18 protein-coding genes are annotated in these 17655 nt (G+C 63.0%); 12 read left to right on the top strand and 6 right to left on the bottom strand.

All coding sequences use genetic code 11. From position 1 onward, the window contains the following. Positions 1 to 9: 9 nt before the first annotated feature. Positions 10 to 855: a fumarylacetoacetate hydrolase family protein gene (locus ACG873_RS24960; RefSeq protein ID WP_394888476.1), complete on the top strand. Its 846-nt coding sequence runs from the start codon at positions 10 to 12 to the stop codon at positions 853 to 855. Positions 856 to 1225: 370 nt separating this feature from the next. Here ACG873_RS24960 and ACG873_RS24955 read toward each other — a convergent pair whose 3' ends face one another. Together ACG873_RS24955 and ACG873_RS24950 are read right to left on the bottom strand one after the other, a co-directional pair. Next, positions 1226 to 2758 (bottom strand): YifB family Mg chelatase-like AAA ATPase, encoded by a 1533-nt coding sequence (locus tag ACG873_RS24955; RefSeq protein WP_394888475.1) that lies wholly within the window; start codon positions 2756 to 2758, stop codon positions 1226 to 1228. Positions 2759 to 3037: 279 nt separating this feature from the next. Then, on the bottom strand, positions 3038 to 3322 hold the full coding sequence (locus ACG873_RS24950) for a hypothetical protein (protein WP_394888474.1): 285 nt from the start codon (positions 3320 to 3322) through the stop codon (positions 3038 to 3040). Positions 3323 to 3487: 165 nt separating this feature from the next. Here ACG873_RS24950 and ACG873_RS24945 point away from each other — a divergent pair, with 165 nt between their 5' ends. Next, positions 3488 to 4450 (top strand): hypothetical protein, encoded by a 963-nt coding sequence (locus ACG873_RS24945; RefSeq protein WP_394888473.1) that lies wholly within the window; start codon positions 3488 to 3490, stop codon positions 4448 to 4450. Here the strand turns inward: ACG873_RS24945 and ACG873_RS24940 are convergent. Further along, complete coding sequence (locus ACG873_RS24940) at positions 4447 to 4683, bottom strand: hypothetical protein (RefSeq protein ID WP_394888472.1); 237 nt, start codon at positions 4681 to 4683, stop codon at positions 4447 to 4449. The genes ACG873_RS24945 and ACG873_RS24940 overlap by 4 nt on opposite strands. On the opposite strand from ACG873_RS24940, the gene ACG873_RS24935 reads away from it, so the two are divergent. Then, the gene (locus tag ACG873_RS24935; RefSeq protein WP_394888471.1) at positions 4677 to 5087 is read left to right on the top strand and encodes a hypothetical protein; all 411 of its coding nucleotides are present in this window, start codon (positions 4677 to 4679) and stop codon (positions 5085 to 5087) included. The genes ACG873_RS24940 and ACG873_RS24935 overlap by 7 nt on opposite strands. A gap of 264 nt (positions 5088 to 5351) precedes the next feature. On the opposite strand, the gene ACG873_RS24930 is transcribed toward ACG873_RS24935, so the two are convergent. Both ACG873_RS24930 and gshB read right to left on the bottom strand, forming a co-directional pair. Further along, on the bottom strand, positions 5352 to 6293 hold the full coding sequence (locus ACG873_RS24930) for an IS1595 family transposase (RefSeq protein ID WP_394888470.1): 942 nt from the start codon (positions 6291 to 6293) through the stop codon (positions 5352 to 5354). Between the two features lie 162 nt (positions 6294 to 6455). Further along, positions 6456 to 7397, bottom strand: a complete 942-nt coding sequence (gene gshB / locus ACG873_RS24925; RefSeq protein ID WP_394888469.1) for a glutathione synthase — start codon at positions 7395 to 7397, stop codon at positions 6456 to 6458. Positions 7398 to 7619: 222 nt separating this feature from the next. Between gshB and ACG873_RS24920 the strand changes: the two genes are divergently transcribed. The 9 genes from ACG873_RS24920 to ACG873_RS24880 all read left to right on the top strand — a co-directional run bounded on the left by ACG873_RS24920 (position 7620) and on the right by ACG873_RS24880 (position 16964). Next, positions 7620 to 8852 (top strand): glycosyltransferase family 2 protein, encoded by a 1233-nt coding sequence (locus tag ACG873_RS24920; protein ID WP_394888468.1) that lies wholly within the window; start codon positions 7620 to 7622, stop codon positions 8850 to 8852. Beyond that, complete coding sequence (locus tag ACG873_RS24915) at positions 8849 to 9256, top strand: GtrA family protein (RefSeq protein WP_394888467.1); 408 nt, start codon at positions 8849 to 8851, stop codon at positions 9254 to 9256. The genes ACG873_RS24920 and ACG873_RS24915 overlap by 4 nt, the downstream gene beginning before the upstream one ends. Before the next feature lie 83 nt (positions 9257 to 9339). Further along, the gene (locus ACG873_RS24910; RefSeq protein WP_394888466.1) at positions 9340 to 11142 is read left to right on the top strand and encodes a GtrA family protein; all 1803 of its coding nucleotides are present in this window, start codon (positions 9340 to 9342) and stop codon (positions 11140 to 11142) included. Positions 11143 to 11263: 121 nt separating this feature from the next. Further along, positions 11264 to 12610, top strand: coding sequence for a putative bifunctional diguanylate cyclase/phosphodiesterase (locus ACG873_RS24905; protein ID WP_394888465.1), 1347 nt, complete (start codon positions 11264 to 11266; stop codon positions 12608 to 12610). A 74-nt stretch (positions 12611 to 12684) separates the two neighbouring features. Then, a complete protein-coding gene (locus ACG873_RS24900; protein ID WP_394888464.1) occupies positions 12685 to 13452 on the top strand; it encodes an SDR family NAD(P)-dependent oxidoreductase in 768 nt (255 codons plus the stop codon). Beyond that, positions 13449 to 14390, top strand: coding sequence for a 2-dehydro-3-deoxygalactonokinase (locus tag ACG873_RS24895; RefSeq protein WP_394888463.1), 942 nt, complete (start codon positions 13449 to 13451; stop codon positions 14388 to 14390). The genes ACG873_RS24900 and ACG873_RS24895 overlap by 4 nt, the downstream gene beginning before the upstream one ends. Continuing rightward, the gene (locus ACG873_RS24890; RefSeq protein WP_394888462.1) at positions 14387 to 15034 is read left to right on the top strand and encodes a 2-dehydro-3-deoxy-6-phosphogalactonate aldolase; all 648 of its coding nucleotides are present in this window, start codon (positions 14387 to 14389) and stop codon (positions 15032 to 15034) included. Before ACG873_RS24895 ends, ACG873_RS24890 begins: the two co-directional genes overlap by 4 nt. Further along, positions 15027 to 15905 carry an SMP-30/gluconolactonase/LRE family protein gene (locus tag ACG873_RS24885; RefSeq protein WP_394888461.1) on the top strand — a complete coding sequence of 293 codons (879 nt, stop codon included), beginning with the start codon at positions 15027 to 15029 and terminating at the stop codon, positions 15903 to 15905. The genes ACG873_RS24890 and ACG873_RS24885 overlap by 8 nt, the downstream gene beginning before the upstream one ends. Before the next feature lie 6 nt (positions 15906 to 15911). Beyond that, positions 15912 to 16964: a D-alanine:D-lactate ligase-like protein gene (locus tag ACG873_RS24880; RefSeq protein WP_394888460.1), complete on the top strand. Its 1053-nt coding sequence runs from the start codon at positions 15912 to 15914 to the stop codon at positions 16962 to 16964. 123 nt (positions 16965 to 17087) lie between these two features. On the opposite strand, the gene ACG873_RS24875 is transcribed toward ACG873_RS24880, so the two are convergent. After that, positions 17088 to 17444, bottom strand: coding sequence for a septal ring lytic transglycosylase RlpA family protein (locus ACG873_RS24875; protein WP_394888459.1), 357 nt, complete (start codon positions 17442 to 17444; stop codon positions 17088 to 17090). Between the last annotated feature and the right edge of the window lie 211 nt (positions 17445 to 17655).

Below are 17655 nucleotides of genomic sequence, written 5' to 3'. Positions count from 1 at the left end.
GAGTTTGATGTGAAACTGGTTCGATACGGAGAGGCCGGAAACGAGCGGCCGGGCATGATCGACGCGGATGGAAATATCCGCGACCTGTCGGCGCATTTAGCCGATGTCGCCGGCAAGGCGATCGATCCGGCATCGCTCGAAAGCCTGGCGCGCCTTGATTCCAATACCCTGCCGCTGGTCGACGGCAGCCAGCGCCTTGGCCCGTGCGTTGCGGGCACCGGAAAATTCATCTGCATCGGCCTGAACTATTCCGACCACGCCGCCGAGACCGGCGCGACCGTGCCGCCGGAGCCGATCATCTTCATGAAGGCGACCTCGGCGATCGTCGGCCCGAATGACGATCTCCTGATCCCGCGCGGCTCGCAGAAGACCGACTGGGAGGTCGAACTCGGCATCGTCATCGGCAGGAAAGCCAAATATGTCTCCGAGGCCGAGGCGCTGGACCACGTTGCCGGCTACTGCGTCGTCCACGACGTCAGCGAGCGCGCCTTCCAGGCCGAGCGGCAGGGCCAGTGGACCAAGGGCAAGAGCTGCGACACGTTCGGCCCGACCGGCCCGTGGCTGGTGACCAAAGACGAGGTGCCGGACCCGCAGAACCTGCCTATGTGGCTGAAGGTCAACGGCGAGACGATGCAGGACGGCTCGACCAAGACCATGGTTTATGGCGCGGCCTTCCTCGTCTCCTATCTCAGCCAGTTCATGTCCCTGCTGCCTGGCGACGTCATCTCCACCGGCACGCCGCCCGGCGTCGGCATGGGCATGAAGCCGCCGCGCTATCTCAAGGCTGGCGACGTGGTCGAACTCGGCATCGAAGGGCTTGGCTCGCAGCGCCAGCAGGTGCGCGCCGACGGGTAGTTTTGACATGGCGCTTGTCGCCTGTGATTCGAAGCTCGCCTTTTTGCCAGGCGGTCCTTGGGGCTCACACCTCACCGTGAGGGCTCCGGGATCGCCTCTGCTCAGCCTTCCTCATCCTGAGGTGCAAGCGCAGCGAGCCTCGAAGGACGCATCTTTCCAAATTCGACTACCCCCTCAAGGCAGGGCAATCGCATATGATTGGAACGTGACGCTGACGATCCCTCCCCCTTGTGGGGCCTGTTGCACAATTCCAAAACCGGACGACGTTTTCCCGCTCCGATTCTGGGATGTTCTCCAAAAGATTCCAGGACGTTTCAGGAACATTTGCGAACGCCGGAATTGCGCAACAGGCCCTTGTGGGGAGGGATAGCTAAGCCGCCTGCGCCAGCCTCTCGCCGGCGATGCGGTAGGAGATCGCCTCCGCCAGATGGATACGGCCGACCGTCTCGCTCGCATCGAGATCGGCGAGCGTCCGCGCGACTTTCAGCACCCGGTGGTAGGCGCGGGCGGAAAAGCCGAGTTTTTCGCTGGCGTCGCGCAACAGCGCCAGGCCATGCGCGTCGGGCGCCGCAATCTCCTCGATCGTCGCAGTCGGGCAATGGGCGTTGGTGGTCGGCGCTCGTGGGCAAAGCCGCGCGAACCGCTCCTGCTGGATGGCGCGCGCCATCGCAACGCGCGCCGCGACTGTTTCGCTCGCCTCAGCCCTCCCCGGCCGGATCATGTCGGATGCCGAGACGGCGGGAACTTCGATGCGCAAGTCGATGCGGTCAAGCAGCGGGCCTGAAATACGCGCCTGATAATCCGTCAGGCAGCGCGGCCCTCGCGCACAGCGATAGCCCGGCTCGCCGGCCATGCCACAGCGGCACGGGTTCATCGCCGCGATGAGCTGGATGCGCGCCGGATAGGTGACGCGGTGATTGGCGCGCGCGATCATGCACTCGCCCGCCTCTATCGGCTGGCGCAGCGAATCCAGCACCTGCGGCGAGAACTCCGGAAACTCGTCGAGGAACAGCACGCCGTTATGCGCCAGGGACACTTCGCCGGGTCGCACACGCAGGCCGCCGCCCACCATCGCCGCCATCGACGCGGAATGATGCGGCGCGCGGAAAGGCCGCCGGTCGGTGAGCTTGCCGCCGCTGAGCTCGCCCGCAATCGAAGCGATCATCGAAACTTCCAGGAGTTCGCGCGGACTGAGCGGCGGCAGGATTGACGGCAGGCGCTGCGCCAGCATCGATTTGCCTGAGCCGGGTGGGCCGACCATCAGCAGATTGTGGCCTCCGGCCGCGGCGACCTCGAGCGCCCGCTTGGCGGTTTCCTGGCCCTTTATGTCGGCGAGATCAGGCAGGTCACGGGCGGGCGCATGCACGCTCGCCACCGGCCGCGTCAGGACCTGGGTGCCGCGAAAATGATTGGCGATGGCAATGAGGCTGCGCGGCGCCAGAATGTCGATATCGGCGCCGGCCCAGGCGGCTTCGGGCCCGGATGCCGCCGGGCAGATCAGTCCCTTGCCGTCGGCATTGGCGCCGATCGCGGCCGGCAGCGCGCCTGAGACGGCGGTTATGGTGCCGTCGAGCGACAGTTCGCCGAGAACGACGTACCCCGCCAATGCATCGCCGGGTATCGCGCCGAGCGCCGCCATCAGCCCTAGCGCTATCGGCAGATCGTAGTGGCTGCCTTCCTTCGGAAGGTCGGCCGGCGCCAGATTGACGGTCACTTTCTTGGAGGGCATGGAGAGGCCCGAGGCATGCAGCGCCGCCTGCACCCGCTCGCGGCTTTCGGCCACCGCCTTGTCCGGCAGGCCGACGATGTGCATGTTGACCTTGCCCGGTGCAATCATGACCTGGACGTCGACGGGAACGGCCTCGATGCCCTGGAACGCAACAGTGCGTACGCGCGAAACCATGCCGTCCCCCAAAGCAGGCTGCGCCCCGCAGCCCGATCACGAATGACCCTGCGTCAGACAAGCATAGTTTTCAGACCAAAGGCGATTATATATTTGACAAACCCAGCACCGGCGCTATGGTCACGACCAGCGCTGAAACATAGACGGCTCGCCCTTCCACAAGGCGGGCCGTTTTCAATTCCAGCACAGGAGCAAGAACGATGAAACTCACGATCCTCCACTACATAGCGAAGGCGCTTGGGCTGTTAGTTCATGTGGACGGGATGCCCTACGGGGTGGCTACGACTTCTTCCCCCAAGATCGCGCCGCACTCGTCAGCCATTCCGTGCATGCCATCTTCCGATTAGCCGCCCAGCGCTGCGAGATTTCCATGACGTAAAGCGAGTCATTGGCATCGACCAATTTCATCAGCTTGGTGGCGACCGTCATTTCGGTTTCCACCGTGTCGATGAAGAAAGCCGATTTTAGCGCGTAGCAGTGGATGTATTTTCGTACCGCAGCCAGAAGCGGTGCATAGTCCTTCTTCGGCGCGTTGAGATCATAGGTGACGATATAGACTGCCATTGCCCTTCCCTCCCCAAAGGAAGGGACCATAGCACCTATCAGGGCGTGTATCGAATCTAGCTATTCGAGGGAAACTCTCACTGTATCACGAATCGCTAAAGTTGTGTTACCTTGCGTCAAAGGGGATCGACGATTGAGTCGATTGGGCGTGAGGAAATCACCTAAATGACAGTTAAAATCAATGCGTTATCGCAGAAGATCTCCAAAAATGACGTGAAAGGAAATCAGCCCAGTTTGCCGCTGGCTATCGCGCGAGAACGCGAGATTGACGGCATTGTTATGGGTGTCCTGTCGGACGGAACCCCCTATCTCAACCAGCGTGGTTTGGCCGCCCTTTGCGACGTTCAGAACGCGCATATTGGGACGATCAGCAGCCTGTGGAACGAGGTCGATCAAAAACCGCGTATTCAGCGCATAAAAGCCATCCTCGCAAAGGTGGGAAAGGTGCCGCCGACCGCTCACATTGAAGTCGTGCATAAGGGCGTGACGCACTACTGCTATCCGACCGATGTCAGTCTCGCGATCATGGAATACTACGCCATCGATGCGGGCGTGAACGTTTCGGAGAAGGCGCGCGATAATTACCGCATTCTCGCCGGTTCCCGCTTACGTGAGATGATCTACAGTCAGGTCGGCTATGATCCCGCGTCGCAGCATGGAAAGGACCGCTTCGCCAAGTGGCATGAGCGGCTAGCGCTGAACCACCAATCCGCGCCGAAGGGTCATTTTCATGTTTTCAATGAAGCCCACACCGTCATTTACGAGTTGATCGTGGCGGGAGCCGAGATTGGTGAGAAGTTCGTCGTAGACATCTCGATTGGCCAGCATTGGTCGAAATACTGGGAAGAGCACAATCTTTCTGAGCTGTACGGTCCACGCCAGAAGTACCCGCACCGCTACCCCGACGACCATCCTCAATCGAAGTCGAACCCGCAGGAATCTTGGTGCTACCCGCTCCCGGCGCTTGGCGCATACAGGGAATGGCTGCAGGACGAATACCTCGAAGGGGGCAAGTTCAAGGGCTACTTGTCAGGCAAGGTAGCTAAGGGTGACCTTCCGCCATCGTTTGCGGAGTTGGCACTTTCGGCGCTAGTGCCTGTTCAAATTGAGAAGCCGCGTAAGCACTAGGTCGCGGCCTTCTTCGGCTTGTCATCCTTCGGCGGCGCTTTCGCGATCTTCTTTGCGCGCGCCGTCTTGGCCTCATCAACTGCACGCCTGTCGGCGGCTTCCCTCGAATTGGGCCTAGCGATCTTCTTCAACGCGCGATCGAACGCTTCCTCGGACTGGTCGGTTTCCAGTTCGCGAGCGGCTGATTTAAACTTGTCGATCTGAGTCGGTTCGGCGGGTTTGGTATTTGTCAATTCTTGGCCCTCTTGAGTGGCATCGTTTCGCCAATGGCGATTTCCTGGAGCCTATCCGGGTTTGTCGCCTGGCTCCTGAGTTTGTGAACCTTTTGGGCGCGAAAGAGGACAGAATCCTCATTCATCCCGGCGTAGCACCAAAGCTTGTATTTAAGCACAAACTCACAGCATTCCAGATGCCGATGATACCAATCGCCGCCGATCTAGGTGCTGTGGTCCAAGACCGAAATGGCGCTCTGTCGTTTTTCTATGACGACCAGAATGTTTTCGGAAAGATTTTCCATCTGGCGGTTAAAACGACATCGGAGCGCCACGAAATTTGGATCTCGACTTTCCACAAAATTCGGAACGATGAATACGTGCGGCGGCTTAAGAAGGGCCGACTGGTACGGCCACAAAAGTAAAAGGGGCACCGAAGCGCCCCTTTATTTGCGAGGTGAGGACTCCAAAGCTAATCCCTCACATGGCACCCGCGCCACCTGCGTTATGGGCGGGCTACGGCATGGAGATTCACCGTGTCACTCGCACCCATAATATAGCGCACCTGATTCGGGGTTTCCACAAAATTCGGAGCCTTTGGAAATTAAGGCTTGTTCCGCTTCCGTTTCGAATATTTCCAGAGTGGAAGCGATAGCTGCACCGGCTTTCGTCGGTACTTTGCCTTCGTTTCAAGCAGGCTGTTGATAGGTGAGGCGACGGCCAACGAAGCCTTTGAGCGCACGGGCCGCGCGCTCCTGATCTTCAACGCCCATGGCCGTTCGGTTGGAGTAGCGGAAGTCAAATTCAGCCAGATAGCGGTGCAGGTGGTGTTCGGCGCAATGCTGGTAAACGCCCTTCATGCCGCGCTTGAAGATCGAATAGAAGCCTTCGACGGTGTTCGTGTTGACTCCGCCAGCTTTGCCGTATTCGCCTTTGCCGTGCTCGACAGAACCGTGCATGGCGAACGTCTTGCCGACCGTGACGTACTGGCGGGCTTCGTCGGTCATGAACGCGCTTTCCTTGGCGATGTTTGCGTTGACGATGGGAACGACGCGGGCGACCGCCGTGGTGTCGATATGGAAGGAACGGGCGATGCCGCCGCGCTCGACAAGCGTCAGAACGATATTCTTGTGCGCCGTGCCTTTGTTGACCGGAACGTCAGCCAGACGGCCAATGTAGGTTTCGTCAACCTCAACCGTCTTGCCGTTGCCGCCCATGGGCGTGAAGTCATCCGAGCGCATGGCTTCGCGGATGCGATGCGACAGGAACCACGCGGTCTTGTAGGTGCATTCCAGAACGCGGTGAAGCTGATGGCTGCTGATGCCCTTCTTGCTGGAGCACATAAGGTGGATTGCCTGTAACCACTTGTGCAGCGGTAAATGGCTTTCCTCAAAAATCGTGCCCATGCGGACGGTGAACTGCGAACGGCAGGCGGCGCACTTATAGAGGCCGTGGCGGTCGACGCCTTCCGGGTGCTTCTTGGAAGCCTTGGAGCGGACGCCGACCAGCTTGTAGTGCTTGTCCATCGAACCGCACTTCGGGCAGACCGGACCCTGCGGCCAAAGCATCGCCTCGACATGCTCGAAGGCGGCGGCTTCGTTATGGAAGTAGGGCTTCGACAGGACGGACATGGTTGGTTCCCTCAACGTTCCATCAACTTACGTTAGGGAATTGGGTTTGTCAAATATATAATCGCCAGACCAAAGCAAGAACAAGACAGGAACAATTGCACGCTTTAGATGCAGCCGGTCTCGGCATGATGTGGCGATGCAAACACTAGCCTCGGCCGCCGGTCAGCGCCGCTTGTCTTCCACGGCGTCCCAGAACAACGCGGCGATGTCGGCGCCGCCGAACCTCTTGACCTCGCGTATACCGGTCGGCGAGGTGACGTTGATCTCGGTCATGTAGTCGCCGATGACGTCGATGCCAACGAGGACGAAGCCGCGCTCCTTGAGCGACGGGCCGATGCGAGCACAGATTTCGCGCTCGCGCTCGGTCAGCGCGGTTTTCTCGGCGCGGCCGCCGACATGCATGTTGGAGCGGGAATCGTGCTCAGCCGGCACGCGGTTTATCGCACCGACGGCTTCACCGTCGATCAGGATGATGCGCTTGTCGCCGGCACGCACTTCCTTGAGGTAGCGCTGCACGATGAACGGTTCGCGGAACATCTGGGCAAACATTTCGAGCAGGGAGGCGAGATTGCGGTCTGCCTCATGCAGGTGGAAAATGCCGGCGCCACCATTGCCGTAGAGCGGCTTGACGATGATGTCGCCGAATTCGCGGCGGAACGCGTCCACTTCCCGCACGTCCTTGGTGATCAGCGTTTCCGGCATCAGGTCGGGAAATTCGGTGACGAAGATCTTTTCCGGGCTGTTGCGTACCCAGGCCGGGTCATTGACCACAAGCGTCTTCGGATGGATGCGCTCCAGAATATGCGTCGTGGTTATGTAGTTCATGTCGAAGGGCGGATCCTGGCGAAGCAGGATCACGTCTATTGCCGAAAGATCGGTGCGCAAAGGTTCGCCGAGCGTGAAGTGGTTGTCCTTCTCGTCGCGTACCTGAAGCTCCTCGATGCGGGCAAACACCTTGCCGCCGATCATCGACAGCCGGTCGGGCGTATAGTGGAACAGCCTGTGCCCGCGCCGCTGCGCTTCGAGCGCAAGCGCAAAGCTGGTGTCGCCGGCAATCGACACGGTCGATATGTGGTCCATCTGCAAGGCGATATTGAGCGGCATCGACGATCTCCGGCGGTAGGCGGTTCTAGCCAAGAGCATGTACAGGCTTGGCCGCGGCCTGCCAATCGAGACATTTTGAACCCAGCATCAATGGCGGGCGCCGGCAAGCGGCCGGGCCGAACCTCGCGCCGACACAGGCGTTAACGCGGAAAACATCATTGTTGGTTATGCGTGACCCGAAGAATCCGGCGCGGACGCGCCGAAGGCAGACCCGAGGCCGCGATGAACGCCGTCACCCCGATAAACGCCAGCACAGCGGGCGAAATGGAACTGACCATACTGATGCCGTGCCTGAACGAGGCGGAGACGATCGCCGTCTGCATCGGAAAGGCGCAGGATTTCCTGTGCAGGGCAGGCATCTCCGGCGAGGTGCTGATCGCCGACAACGGCAGCACGGACGGGTCGCAGCGGATCGCGACGGGTCTCGGCGCGCGGGTCGTGCCGGTGCCGCAGAAGGGTTACGGCGCGGCACTGCTCGGCGGCATAGCGGCGGCCCGCGGGCGCTACGTGGTGATGGGCGACGCCGACGACAGCTACAATTTCAGTGAACTTGACGCCTTCCTGTCGCGCCTGCGCGGCGGCGCCGAACTGGTCATGGGCAACCGCTTCAGGGGCGGCATCGAAGCCGGCGCCATGCCGGCGCTGCACAGGTATCTCGGCAATCCGGTGCTGAGCTATCTCGGCCGGCTGTTCTTCAGGATCGATCTCGGCGATTTTCATTGCGGCCTGCGCGGCTTCAACACCGCAAGCATAAGAGGCCTGAACTTGCGCACCACGGGCATGGAATTTGCTAGCGAGATGGTGGTGCGTAGCGCGCTTGCCGGCCTGCGTACGGAAGAGGTCCCGACCACGCTGAAGCCGGATGGCCGTAGCCGGGCGCCTCATCTGAAGACATGGCGCGACGGCTGGCGGCACCTGAAATTCCTGCTTATGTACAATCCGCGCTGGCTCTTCGTCATTCCAGGCCTGTCACTCTGCGGCCTGGGCGTGCTGCTCTCCATGTTACTTTTCTTCGGCCCGCTCTATCTCGCCGACAATCTGTCGCTCGACCTCAACACCTTCGTGGCGGCGTGTTTCATGATCGTCACGGGCGTCCAGCTCGTCACGTTCGGCATTCTGTCGCGCTATTACGCCGAGATCACAGGCATCCTGCCCAGCAATACCCGGTCGGACTGGCTGATGCGGCATGTCAGCACCGACCGGCTCGCCATCAATGCCGGCATCCTGCTTCTGGCGGGCGCGATGTTCTTCGGATACGCCATACTTTCCTGGGCTAGCCTCGGCTTCGGCCCGCTGCTTAGCCCGGAGATTCCCCGCGTGGTTGTGCTTGGCCTGACGCTCATCGTCATCGCGTTGCAGGTGTTCTTCTCCGCTTTCCTGCTCGGAGTGCTGGAAATCCCGGTGAAGCGCAGAAGCGAGTGCGCGGCCGGCCAGACGCCGGAAGACGCTCCGTGAGCGCCCGGTTCCGGACTGCGCTTGGCGCGCAGCATGTCCGGTTCGCGGTGGTCGGCATCGGCGCCGCGGCGATCATGGTCGTGCTGTCCTATGTGCTCGTGACGATGGGGACGCCGCCCTTCGCTGGCAGCGTCGTCGCCTACGCGACGGCGTTCGCGGTCGCCTACACGGCGCAGCGGGCCTGGACGTTCGGCGCACGACATCGCCACAGCCACGCTTTGCCGCGCTATTTCATCATCCAGGTGGGATGTGCGCTGATGTCGGGCGGCCTTGCCCATGTTCTGGTGATCTATCTGCAGATGCCGCCGCTTGCCATGTCCGTCGCGATCACCGTGGCGTCTAGCGTCGCCAGCTACCTGCTGTCGTCGCGGTGGGCCTTCGCTGCGGCCGCCCCCGGCCGATAGCCGGGGCGGAAATCACCGGATTTACCGTTTGTTGAAGCCGTTGCCGTAGATTCGCTCAACAGGCGGGCTGGGGTACCCTATCCATGAATGCAGAGAACCGTCCGGCCGCGACCGGCCTGAAAACCGAAATCGGCTTGGCCGTGATCGCGACGATCGTGGTGCTGGCCCTGCATGCGGTCGGCGGTTTCGAGACGCTCGTCAATTTTCGCGGCGACAATGACAGCCTGATGCGCCTCGTCCAGGTTCGCGACCTGATAGGCGGGCAGGGCTGGTTCGACCTCAACCAGGACCGCATGGGCCCGGAAGGCGGTTTTGCCATGCACTGGTCGCGTCTGGTTGACGGGCCTATCGCTGCCATCATCATCGCCGGATCGGCCCTCACCGGCAGCATGGCCATTGCCGAAACCGCGGCGCAAATCCTGTGGCCCGCCCTACTTTTCTGCCTTACGCTTTTCTTCATCGTGCGCGTCTCGCGCCTCTTCGGCGGCGAGCCGGCGGTTCTGCCCTCCGTCGTCATCGGCGCCGCCGCCCTGCACTTCATCGGCGTCTACGCGCCCGGCGCACTCGACCACCACAATGTGCAGCTCATGCTGTCGTCTGCCAGCCTGTGTCTGCTGGTTGAAGCGCCCGGAATACGGCCGGCGGCGCTGCTTTCCGGCGCCTGCGCCGCCCTGATGCTGGCGGTCGGCATGGAGACCGCGCCCTACGTCGCCGTAATCGGCCTCTGCGTGGCCGGGCTGTTCCTATTCGGCGGCAAGGGTGATGCGGAAATCGCCAGAAATTTCGGACTGGGCTTTGCCGGCGTCGCGGCGCTGGCGTTCCTCGTCACCGTTCCGGCCTCCAGCTGGGCGGTCGCGCAGTGCGACGCCTTTTCGGTCGTGCAGTTCGCGGTTGCGGCGCTCGCCGGCCTCGGGCTTGCCGCGGTCGCTTCGATCGAAGCCGCGAGCCCGACGCGTGCCCGGCGGCTGATCTCGCTGGGTCTGCTTGGCGGCGCGGTCGGCGCGGTCCTGCTTCTGGTTTTCCCGCAATGCATCTCCGATCCCTATTCCATGCTTGACGAAAGGCTGCGCAAGGACTGGCTCGACCATGTGTCCGAAGCCAAGTCTCTGTTCACGCTGATAGCTTCCGAGCCCGGCGCGGTCATCGCACGCTACACGACGCCGCTTATCGGCCTTGTCTGGATGGCGGTTTCGCTTCGCGGCAGGCATTGGCGCCGGCCCGACATTCTTGTCGGCGCGGTTCTCGCCGCCGCCTTCGCGGTCAGCGTCTGGCAGGTGCGGGGCTCGACCTTTTCCATCGCTTTCGCGGTCATTCCGCTGTCGGCCTGGATAGCAACCTGGCGGCAGCGGGCGGAGGTCAGCCGCTCGGCATGGGTTTCGGCCAAGATGATCGCCGTGTGGCTCGTTTCGCTGAATGCGAGTTGGACCGGCGCGGCGGCGGCCGCCGCCGTCGCTCTGGAACGAAATGCACCAAACGCGGCAGAAGACCCGGCCGCCGGGTATTGCGAACGCCGCCAGGACTATGCGGCGCTGGCCCAATTGCCGGAAGCAATGGTTCTTGCGATCTCCAATCTCGGCTCGCCGATTTTAGCCTACAGCGAACACCGGTCTCTTTCCGGCCCATATCACCGCAATGTAGAGGGCTACAGGCTGGCTCTCGACGCGCACACAGGCTCCCCCGATGAGGCGCGGACGATTATCGAGCACCATCAGGTCGGCCTAGTCGCCGTTTGCCCCGCCAACACGGAGAGCGGGATTTACGCCAAGGAATCGCCCGATGGATTTCTAGCGATGCTCCTCAATGGCGATGCGCCGGATTGGCTGGAGCTAGTCGACACTAGCGCCAACCAGCCGCTCCGGCTTTACCGGGTGCGAGCCCGGAACTGAATTCGCCTGACCCAGCGTCAGTGCAAGACGGCATTTGCGACCAAAACGCATCTGCCCGGGATACGCTTCCTAAACGGTTTGCTGCCATGGTCTCGGCACATTGTGAACGCCAGGAATACAGATGAAGCCCCCGTTCGGCCTCGGCCAGACCAGAGACAACTCCGATCTTGCCTTCACCGACCCGCTCACCGGTCTCGGCAACGACCGGCGATTCTTCGACAAGGTCGACCGTCTGATCAGTGATCGCGCCGAAGATCCGGCGCCCTTCACCGTCGGCATTCTCGATCTCGACGGCTTCAAGCCGATCAACGATCTTTTCGGCCGCAAAGCGGGCGACGACATTCTGGTGCAGGTCGCCATGCGCCTGCGCGCGTCCATGGACGGGCATTCCGCCGTGACCCGGATAGGGGCCGACGAATTCGCGTTTCTCTATCCGATGGTGTTTTCCGAGGAAGCCGCCGCCGAAAAGGCCAGGATGCTGATCGAGATACTGTCGGCGCCCTACGATGTCGGCGAGCGCACCGCCAGGCTGTCCGCGTCGGTGGGCTGCTCGCTGTTTTCTTCCGGCGACGAGACGACGGAAGTGCTGGTCAACAAGGCCGAGACCGCTCTCTACCACGCCAAGCGTTCGGGCCGCGGGCGCGTCGTCGTCTACACGCGCGAAATGGAGGAAGCGGCCAAACGCGTGACCCGCATCGAGCAGGCGCTGCGCCGCGCCGTTTCGGCGGGCGAAGTGGAGCCGCATTTTCAGCCGATCGTCGACCTGAAAGACCGCCGCACCATCGGCTTCGAAACGCTGGCCCGCTGGACCGACCGCGATCTCGGCTTCGTTTCGCCAGCAGTTTTCATTCCGATCGCCGAGGAACGCGGCATAATCGGACCGCTGTCGCAGCTGGTGCTGCGCAAGGCGACGGAGGCTGCCCGCAACTGGCCAAGCGATCTTTTCCTGTCGTTCAACCTGTCGCCCTCGCAGCTTGTCGACCAGAACACCGGCCTGCACATTCTGGCTATCCTCGACCGGACCGGCTTCGACCCGCGCCGCCTCGAGATCGAGATCACCGAAACCGGCCTGATGACCGACCCTGCCTCGGCGGAGAAGATCGTCGACGACCTGCGCCGCTGCGGCATCCGGGTGTCGCTCGACGATTTCGGAACGGGCCAGTCCTCGCTCGGACGCCTGCGCGAATTCCATTTCGACAAGCTCAAGATCGACCGCGCCTTCGTGTCTTCCATCCTCGACGACCGGCCATCGGAGCACATCATCCGCGCCATCCTCGCCATGTGCGAAGGCCTCGGCATGGAGGTGGTCGCCGAAGGCATCGAGCAGGAGGCCCAGGCCGACAGGCTGGTTGAGTTCGGCTGTGGCGGCGGGCAGGGCTATTTCTTCGGCAAGCCGGTCGATGCCGACGCCACGCTCGGCTACCTCCGCGATTCCTTCCGCGGCGCATCGCGCGCCAAGGCGATCTAGGCTCCGCACATCGTCGCCTTGAACCGGCTTGCGTTTCTGCTAAACCAGCGGCGCAGCGCACGGAACATGTCCACATGATGCCATCGGCCAGATTTCCCGACCTCAAAGGCGTATCGGTCCTCATCACCGGCGGCGGATCGGGCATAGGCGCATCACTCACCGAAGGCTTCGCCCTGCAGGGCTGCAAGGTCGCCTTCATCGACATCGCCGAAACGGCCAGCGAGGCGCTGTGCGACGCGGTCGAGAAAAGCGCTGGCGCGCGGCCGCTGTTCCTGAAATGCGACCTGCGCGATGTCGAGGCGTTGCGCGCGGCCGTAGCCCGCGCGGCAGCCGCGCATGGTCCGGTGACGGTGCTGATCAACAATGCCGCCTTCGACCAGCGCCATGCCGTCGCGGACGTCACCCCCGAGTTTTGGGACGAGAACCAGGCGATCAACCTGCGCCCGCATTTCTTCACCGCCCAGGCGGTCGCGCCGGGCATGAAAGAGGCCGGCCGCGGCTCCATCATCAATTTCACCTCGACCTCCTTCCTCATCAACCATCCCGACATGCCGTCCTACACCGCGGCGAAGGCAGGCATCATTGGACTGACCAAGGGCCTTGCCGGAAAGCTCGGCCCGGACGGCATCCGCGTCAACGCGATCGCGCCGGGCTGGGTGATCACCGAGCGCCAGCGCACGCACTGGGTCACCGACGAGGCGCTTTCGGCGCATGTCGCCAAGCAGTGCATCCACGAGGTGATGAAGCCCGAGGATATGGTCGGCCCCTGCCTGTTCCTGGCGTCGGACGCTTCTCTCATGCTGACGGCGCAGACGCTGATCGTCGATGGTGGCTACCTGTGAGGGCCCGCATCGCCGCCGTCGACTGGGGAACATCGCGCCTGCGTATCTGGCTGCTCGACGAGGCCGGCAGCGTGCTGGCCGAACGCCGCAGCGACGAGGGAATGCTCGCCGCCCGGCCGGACGGTTTTGCGCGCATCCTCGAAGGACATCTTGCCGCCATGGGCGCGCCGGCCGAATTGCCCGCGATCATCTGCGGCATGGCGGGCTCGCGCCAGGGCTGGGTCGAGGCGCCCTATGTCGCCGTCCCCGCTTCCATGCAGGGTATATTCGCAGGCGCAGCCTCCATCCCCGGTTCGCAGCGCGATATCCGCATCCTGCCTGGCGTCGCCCAGCGCGATCCGGCTTCACCCGATGTGATGCGCGGCGAGGAAACCCAGCTTGCGGGCATCGCCAGCCTGCTCGGCTCAGATACCCATATTGTCTGCATGCCGGGCACGCATTCCAAATGGGTTGAGATCTCCGGCGGCTCCATCGCCGGCTTCGCCACCTACATGACCGGTGAGCTCTTCTCCGTGCTGGCAGGCCACTCGATCCTCAGCCACTCGCTTGGCGCGGAGTCGCATGCCGTCTCCGCAACGGACCCGCTCTTCCGGCGCTGGTGCCAGGACAGCCTGTCCGAACCTGGCGATGTCAGCGCCCGACTTTTCCGCATCCGCGCCTCGACCCTGCTGCTCGACCTTCAGGCCGACCAGGCGGCGGCCGCATTGTCCGGCCTGCTCATTGGCGCGGAAGTCGCTTCCGCGTCTCGCCGCTTCACTAGGCCCGGAGCGCCGGTCGTCCTAGTCGCGTCAGGGGCTCTGCGCCCGCTCTACGAGGCGGCGCTCGGCCTTGCGGGTATCGAAATCCGGCCAGTCGAGGCTGACGAGGCGGTGCGTGCCGGCCTTTACGCCGCGGCGCGCCATCTCGGCATGGCCGAGCCTGCAGGAGCGACGGCATGACCGAACGCGCGCCCTTTCCAAAGCTCGCCCACGGCCTGGTGGCGATCCTGCGCGGCCTGCGCCCCGAAGAGGCTGTCGACATGGCCTCGGCTATCTACGAGGCGGGCATCGAGGCGATCGAAGTGCCGCTCAACTCGCCCGACCCGTTCACTTCGATCGAGCGCATCGTGTCGGCGTTGCCGTCTTCAGCGCTGCTCGGGGCCGGCACGGTTTTGACCGCCGAGCAGGTGGACAGTCTCGCCGATGCCGGCGGCCGGCTGCTGGTCAGCCCCAACATCGACGCCGCCGTCATGCATCGCGCCACACATCATGGACTTGTCACCATGCCCGGTGTGTTCACGCCAAGCGAAGCCTTTCAGGCGCTGCGCCTCGGCGCGTCGGCGCTGAAATTCTTCCCGGCCAGCGCGCTTGGGCCGAAGGGCATCGCCGCCATCATGGCGGTGCTGCCGGCCGACGCGGTTGTAGGCGCTGTCGGCGGCGTCTCGGACAAGGACTTCGTCGACTATGCGAAGATCGGCGTGCGCACATTCGGGCTCGGCTCCAGCCTGTTTGCGCCCGGCATGAGCGTCGCGGCGGTGCGTGAGCGCGCGGCGGCCGCGGTCAGCGCCTGGCGCGCCGCCTTCGTGCGGTCGTCCCATGGCTGAGCCCGCCGTCTCGATCTTCTCCGATGTCGCCTGCGAACTCGGCGAGGGACCGTCCTACGATCCCGGCAGCGGCAAGCTGTTCTGGTTCGACATTGTCGGCCGCAAGCTCATGGAGAAGGCGTTTCTAGACGGCGCCACCATCGCGCACGACCTGCCCTTTATGGCGAGCGCCATCGCCTTCGTCGATGCGGACCGGCAATTGCTGGTCGCCGAGACCGGGCTTTATCTACGCGACGTACGGACCGGCGCGCTGACGCTCCATACGCCGCTCGAAGCCGACAATACGCTGACGCGTTCCAACGATTCGCGGGTGCACCCGTCCGGGTCGATGTGGATCGGCACCATGCCCAAGGACGAGGGGCCCAAAACAGGCGCGATCTACTGGTTCCGCGCCGGCGAGATCCGCCTGCTCTACCCCGATATCGCGATCCCCAATTCGATCTGCTTCTCTCCCGACGGCGCGATCGCTTATTTCACTGACACGCCGTCCGGCCTGCTCCTCCGGGTCGCTTGCGATCCACTGACCGGCATGCCTTCGGGCGAGCCGGCCGTCTTCCTCGACTGGCGCGGCCAGGAAGGCTGGATCGACGGCTCCGTGGTCGACGCCGACGGCGTGCTGTGGAACGCGCGCTGGGGCGCAGGCTCCGTTGACGCCTGGTCGCCCGAAGGCAGGCGTTTGCGGTCGATCTCGATTCCAGCCAGCCAGTCCTCCTGCCCGGCCTTCGCCGGCCCCGATGCGGCGCGGCTGGTCGTGACCTCGGCGTGGAAGGGCCTAGACGCTGAAGCGCGCCTCGCCGACCCGCATGCGGGCAAGACCTTCCTCATCGATTTGCCCGTACGCGGCCGCTTCGAGCCGAAAGTGTCGATCTGAAACGACATGGCGCGGCCGCGACTGGTGCTGATCTACGAACCGGAAGCAGCCTGCCGCACACGGCTGGCGACCCAAGGTTTCGCCGGGCGGCAGGCGCTGGAGATCTCATCCTATCTGGCGCAGTGCACCGATCTTGCGCTCGAGTTCGACGAGATCGCGCATGCCTGTGCTGCGCGCGGCTTGGACTTCATGCCAGTGGAGCTCGACGAGGCTTCGGCGACACTGCCGCGCTGCGATCCGGGACGCTCAATTGTCTGGACGCTGAGCGACGGCGTCGCCTATTTCCGCGGCAGCGCTGGACCGGCACTTGCCCGCCTCAACGGATTGCCGACGATCGGTGCGGACGATTCGCTGTTTGCGCTCTGCCAGGACAAGTTCCGCTCCGGCGCGGTGCTGCAGCCGCTCGACCTGCCGGTGCCGCCGAGCGGCCTGGCGCGCGATGGAATTTGGCTGGTGGAGCCTCCGGCCTCGGCTGCCGGCTGGTTCGTCAAGCCGAACAGGCTCGGCGCCAAGATCGGCATCTGGCCGGATTCGCGCTGCCAGAACCTGGACCATGCGCTGGAACTCAGCCGCCGGGTTTTTTCCGCCTACCGCGACGATGTCGTCGTGCAGCCTTATGTGGAGGGTCGCAATGTCAGGGCGAGCTTTCTCGGACTGACAGCAGAAACCGGCGTCGAAGCGCTGGGCGTCGCCTTCGTCCATTCAGGTGGCGACTTCCAGACTATGGAAGACAGCCTCGCGCTTTATGGCGACACCGGCGCGAGCGCTAAGGCGCAGGGCTCTTATGCAGAGCCGGAGTTAACGTCCGTGGCCGACAGTCAACCGTTCGCCGATGAAAGGATCAGAAGGATCGCGGACCGGCTGATGCAGGCGCTCGGCCTGCGCGACGTGTTCTCGCTCGATTTCCGCGTCGAGGAGGACGACACTGTGCACCTCATCGAATTCGAGATCTGTCCGGGCCTGCCCTGCTTCGACTTCCGCGCCTATTGCCGCTCGCAATGGCGTCTCAGCCTCGCCGATGCGATGGCCGAAACCGCAGCGAACAGGCTGCTGCGATAGCCTATCCCGCTTTTGCTGCCAGCCAAAAAAACTGGGGAAGGAAGGCGCTCTCCGGCCCTATAGGGCAGGGACGAAGATCATAAAGGACACGACGGCCTGAGCTGCCGTCCGTGTCTGCTCAGTCTACTGCCGATCGAAACAGATCGACGTATGGCCGGCACTGATGAAGCCGAGTTTCTGCGCCGCGCCTTTGGAAACGTCGATCACCCGGCCCTTGATGAAGGGACCGCGATCGTTGATGCGGAGGACGACGCTTTTGCCGTTCTTCTTGTTGGTGACCAGAACTTTGGTGCCGAAAGGCAGGCTGCGGTGAGCAGCGGTCATGGCGGATGGATTCATGCGTTCGCCCGACGCAGTCTTGGAATGGAGTGCGTACCAGGATGCGCGGCCGCACTGCGCCGATGCCGAACCCGTGGAAGCGGCGAGCATCAGCCCGGCCGCCAGCGTTGCCGCGGCGGTCGCAGCTATTTTCGTCGTCATGTTTTAGGTTTGCCCCGTTTGTAGATGAAGGGCAGCTAGCAGGCAAAATGGGGCAGCAAATGCGGCAGGTTCCTGTTGGTTCCATGGCAAGTGAACACGTTTGATGTCGCCGTGACACAGTATGTCAAAGGTGAACCTGCCTGACGCGAGGCCAGACCTGGCTGAATACAGCGTCCTTAATTTGAACTCGTCAGCCGGAGATGCTGAATTG

Origin of the sequence: Allomesorhizobium aridi (genome assembly GCF_043769475.1) — a bacterium.
Taxonomy (GTDB): Bacteria; Pseudomonadota; Alphaproteobacteria; order Rhizobiales; family Rhizobiaceae; genus Allomesorhizobium.
Note: the sequence above shows the minus strand (reverse complement) of the source record. Positions and strands in the feature narration are given on the sequence as shown.